A 4,287-nucleotide genomic window follows, 5' to 3' on the forward strand; every position below is an offset into this window, starting at 1 on the left:
CCGGCAAAAAGCGATGGCATATCATATAATGTTACTTCATAAGGTGCAGGAAGCAGTCGAAATTTATGCTCAAAAGTCGCACCATTCGGCGGATTCGTATCAACTTCAAACTTGATCTTTATTTTTTCATCACCGGCTATTCCGCTTGTTATTGGATCGGAAGCATAAAACAACAGCATATGCTCCTTTGTATTACCTTTCAAAAAAGCTGAACGAATAGCCGATTCCTTGGTCTTCTGTTTCTCTGATATCTCAACATTGAGACCATAGGCAGCGATCTCTTTTCTCAGTGTTGGAAAGTAATCTGATAATTCAAAGCTATCATCGGTTTTCATCAATGAAAAATCCAGATCTTCGGAAAAACGATCAAGGCCGTAGAATATGCGGAGGGCAGTTCCGCCATAAAAAGCAGTCTTCTGAAAAAAGCCGGCACGTGAAAGTCCGCATAAAACGATTTCCTGCATTATTTCTTTTATAGCATTTTTCTTGTCAGAGACGCCGCTCGTTTGGTATTTCCTGAGCATTTCATTGAGCACATTATTCATTATTTATTCCTCCGAAGATACTTCATAAGGTATTTAAGGTTGTTACAGTGATATTTATCGCCTATCTGCAAGATGTCATCAAAATTGAGTCTGTCAAATTCTGTTGTGTCAATACGGAGATCGTCAAACAGCATTTTTTCGATATCTCTTTGACTTGTTACAGGCGGCATGATATACAGTTTATCGCACAGAGCCTTTTCAGGCGCTGCAATCTGATAGATATATCCATTTTCCTCCTTAATTACAATTCCAAGAGGATATGCTTCGGAAGGAACATCTTGATAAGAGAAGTGCCCGAATATATTATCACATTCCTTTGCCTTTTTCTTGCTGAAGGTGGCTGATGTAAAAGCGTATACAGCTTCAGGTATCAAACCATAAACTGAAAGTGCGTAATCAAAGGACAGGTAAGATGGACCGAATATCGCTCCTGCGAGGCAATGTCCCTGCACGTTCCTGTCCGTTTCATATAATCCGCGTGTAAGCTGGAAAATTTTTCCGTCCTTTTTCATGCGCAATATTTTTCCTGCAGGATCGCTATATTTATGAAGCTGTTCTGTAAGAATTGATGTAGTTAAAATCACGATTACCGCCTCCAAATTGTATTATACACAATTTCGAGGCAAAAATCAAGACTTTTTTCGAAAAAAAATTGGAATTATTAAAGTGTCATTTTTATTGGAAATATGCTGCAAATATTGCATACCCCGATAGATTGTGTAATTTCAATCCGAGAGATTTGCAAAATTCAATCCGACACTTTTTATGTGAAAGCCTGAATATTACAACAAAAAAGTTTTGTTGATTTGTTCTTCAAATCATGCTATAATAAGTAATATACAAAAAAAGGAAAAAGGGGTACAGTATATGATATCATTTGAGGAAGCAAAAAAACAGTTAAGCACGTATAAACAGGAACATCTGCTCAGATACTATGATGAACTTGATGAAGAACAGAAAAGATCCCTGCTGATGCAGATCGAAAAAATAGATTTCTCAATACTCAAAGCTCTTGACACAAAAAATAATGAAGCTCTCAAACGGGGTGTTATAGAGCCGATCGAAGCAGTTTCCATTTCAGATATTGCTAAAAACAGTGATAATTACCATGAGCTTGGAATCAAGGCACTGAAGGACGGAAAAATAGCGTTGGTTCTTCTCGCTGGCGGACAGGGAACACGCCTTGGTTTTGACAAGCCAAAGGGCATGTTCAATATCGGAGTAACACATGAACTGTTCATTTTCGAATGCCTCATAAACAATATAATGAAAGTCGTTGATGAGACCGGTAAGTTTATTCACCTCTGCATCATGACAAGCGAAAAAAACAACGAAGATACTGTTGGATTCTTCCGTGAAAAGAACTATTTCGGATACAATGCCGATTATGTTCACTTCTTTGTTCAGGATATGGCTCCTGCAGTAGATTTCAACGGAAAGATATATATGGAAGCTGAATCACGCATATCCTCTTCCCCTAACGGAAACGGAGGCTGGTTCTCATCTCTGGTACGTTCAGGACTGCTTGATGAGCTCAAGAAGAATGGTGCAGAATGGCTCAACGTATTCGGTGTAGATAATGTACTCGCAAAAATAGCAGACCCGCTCTTCATAGGTGCTATAATAAAATCAGGAGCACAGTCAGGAAGCAAGGTCGTACCCAAAAGCTCACCTGAGGAAAGAGTCGGCGTAATGTGTCTGGAAGACGGAAGACCGTCAATTGTTGAGTACTATGAGATGACCGGTGATATGATCACTCAGCGCAATTCAGATGGTGAACTAGCGTACAAATATGGTGTTATTCTCAATTACTTATTCAGCATTTCAAAACTTGAAGAGATCAACAAGCAGAATATGCCTATTCACACTGTTGACAAAAAGATTCCGTATATGAACGACAAGAGAGAATATATCACACCATCAGAACCCAACGGACACAAATTCGAGAAACTCATACTTGATATGATCAATATGCATGACAGCTGTATTCCATATGAAGTAATCCGTGAGAAAGAATTCGCTCCCATAAAGAATCCTGATGGCGCTGATTCAGTAGTATCCGCCAGAAAGCTTCTCGAAGAAAATGGAGTGGCACTCTAAAAAACATACATAGTATAACTCCTAACAGCGGACGTTCTGTCCGCTGTTTTTCGGAAATGAGGTTGACAGATGAAAAGGCTGTTCAGATATTTAAAAAGCTATAAAAAGGAACTTGTTCTGGGACCTTTTTTCAAGCTTTTGGAAGCTATATTCGAGCTTATCGTCCCTATCGTAATGGCAAGAATAATAGACAACGGAATAGCAAATAAAGACAGCGCATATGTACTGAAAATGAGCGGACTTATCATCATTCTCGGTGTATGCGGACTTTGTTTTGCCCTGACGTGTCAGTTCCTTGCAGCAAAATGCGCATACGGATTCGGGACTGATCTGCGAGCCGATCTTTACAGACACATCAATTCACTTTCATACTCAAGCATAGATAAAATAGGAACATCTTCCCTCATAAATCGTCTTACAAATGACTCAATGACAGTTCAGAATGGCGTAAACATGTTTATCAGACTTGCTGTACGCGCGCCTTTCCTTGTTATAGGAGCTGCAATAATGGCATTTATGATAGACATGAAGCTTTCACTTGTACTCATACTCTCAGCCCCGCTCATATCCGTCATAATCTTCCTTATCATGCGGAAAACCGTTCCGATGTACCGAAAGACGCAGCAGAAACTTGATAAAGCTGCTCTTCTCACGCGTGAAAGCCTTGAAGGAACACGAGTTATACGTGCTTTCTCACGTCAGAATGAAGAAATAGAAGAATTCAGTGAAGCTGTTAATGAAATAGCCGAATGCTCTGCGGCAGTCAGTAAGATCTCAGCTATTCTGAACCCGGCGGCATTCATGATCATGAACCTTGGTATCGTAGCTATCATCTGGTTCGGCGGACTGCGTATCGACTCAGGAAGCCTGACACAGGGTGAGCTGACCGCGTTTACCAACTACATGACACAGATCCTGCTTGCACTTGTAGTACTTGCAAATCTGATCGTTATTTTCACAAAGGCTTTTGCATCCGCTAATCGTATAAGCGAAGTATTCAGCCTTCCTTCTGAAGAAACCGGAACAATTCCCCCTGACAGAAGCAGTGAGAACATTATAGAATTCTGCAATGTTTCATTCGGCTATGAAAACTCAGGAGAAGACTCGGTCCATGATCTTTCTTTCACCCTGAAGCGCGGGGAAATGCTTGGTATCATAGGCGGCACCGGAAGCGGTAAATCCACAGCCGCAGCTCTAATACCGGCGTTTTACCGACCGACAAGCGGAAAGGTCATAGTATCAGGAGTAGATATAAATGAAGTCAATGTTGAAGAACTTCGAAAGATCATAGGTACAGTACCTCAGAAAGCTGTTCTTTTCTCAGGCACACTTCGTGAGAATATGCAATGGCAGAAAAGCGACGCAACTGATGAAGAGATCATATCTGCTCTGAAAACCGCCCAGGCATGGGAATTCGTTGAAAAGCTACCAAAAGGCCTTGATACTTATATAGCTCAGGGAGGAAGCAATCTTTCCGGTGGTCAGAAACAGAGAATAGCTATTGCCCGTGCACTTGTCGGCAAGCCTGACATACTGATTCTTGATGACTCAACAAGCGCTCTTGATTACAGTACTGATCTCAGGCTCAGGAAAGCATTAAAGGAAAATCTTTCAGAAACCTCAGTTGTTATGATATCGCAGC

At 40.8% G+C, this 4,287-nt stretch carries 4 protein-coding genes; 2 read left to right on the forward strand and 2 right to left on the reverse strand.

Annotated features, from left to right (window positions below; genetic code table 11):
• A partial coding sequence (locus J6U00_RS12040) for a nucleotidyl transferase AbiEii/AbiGii toxin family protein (protein ID WP_296582179.1) occupies nucleotides 1-545 on the reverse strand: 545 nt, incomplete at its 3' end.
• Nucleotides 545-1,129: a hypothetical protein gene (locus tag J6U00_RS12045; RefSeq protein WP_296582180.1), complete on the reverse strand. Its 585-nt coding sequence runs from the start codon at nucleotides 1,127-1,129 to the stop codon at nucleotides 545-547. The genes J6U00_RS12040 and J6U00_RS12045, both read right to left, overlap by 1 nt.
• A gap of 283 nt (nucleotides 1,130-1,412) precedes the next feature.
• Here J6U00_RS12045 and J6U00_RS12050 point away from each other — a divergent pair, with 283 nt between their 5' ends.
• Both J6U00_RS12050 and J6U00_RS12055 read left to right on the forward strand, forming a co-directional pair.
• A complete protein-coding gene (locus tag J6U00_RS12050; protein ID WP_296582183.1) occupies nucleotides 1,413-2,645 on the forward strand; it encodes a UDPGP type 1 family protein in 1,233 nt (410 codons plus the stop codon).
• Nucleotides 2,646-2,714: 69 nt separating this feature from the next.
• On the forward strand, nucleotides 2,715-4,287 hold a 1,573-nt coding region (locus J6U00_RS12055), incomplete at its 3' end, for an ABC transporter ATP-binding protein (RefSeq protein ID WP_296582185.1).

This window comes from Ruminococcus sp. (genome assembly GCF_017650195.1).
GTDB lineage: Bacteria > Bacillota > Clostridia > Oscillospirales > Ruminococcaceae > Ruminococcus.

Bases quoted from the DNA above. Each gene is read 5' to 3' on its own strand.
- J6U00_RS12050 (WP_296582183.1), top strand. From the start codon at position 1,413: ATGATATCATTTGAGGAAGCAAAAAAACAGTTAAGCACGTATAAACAG.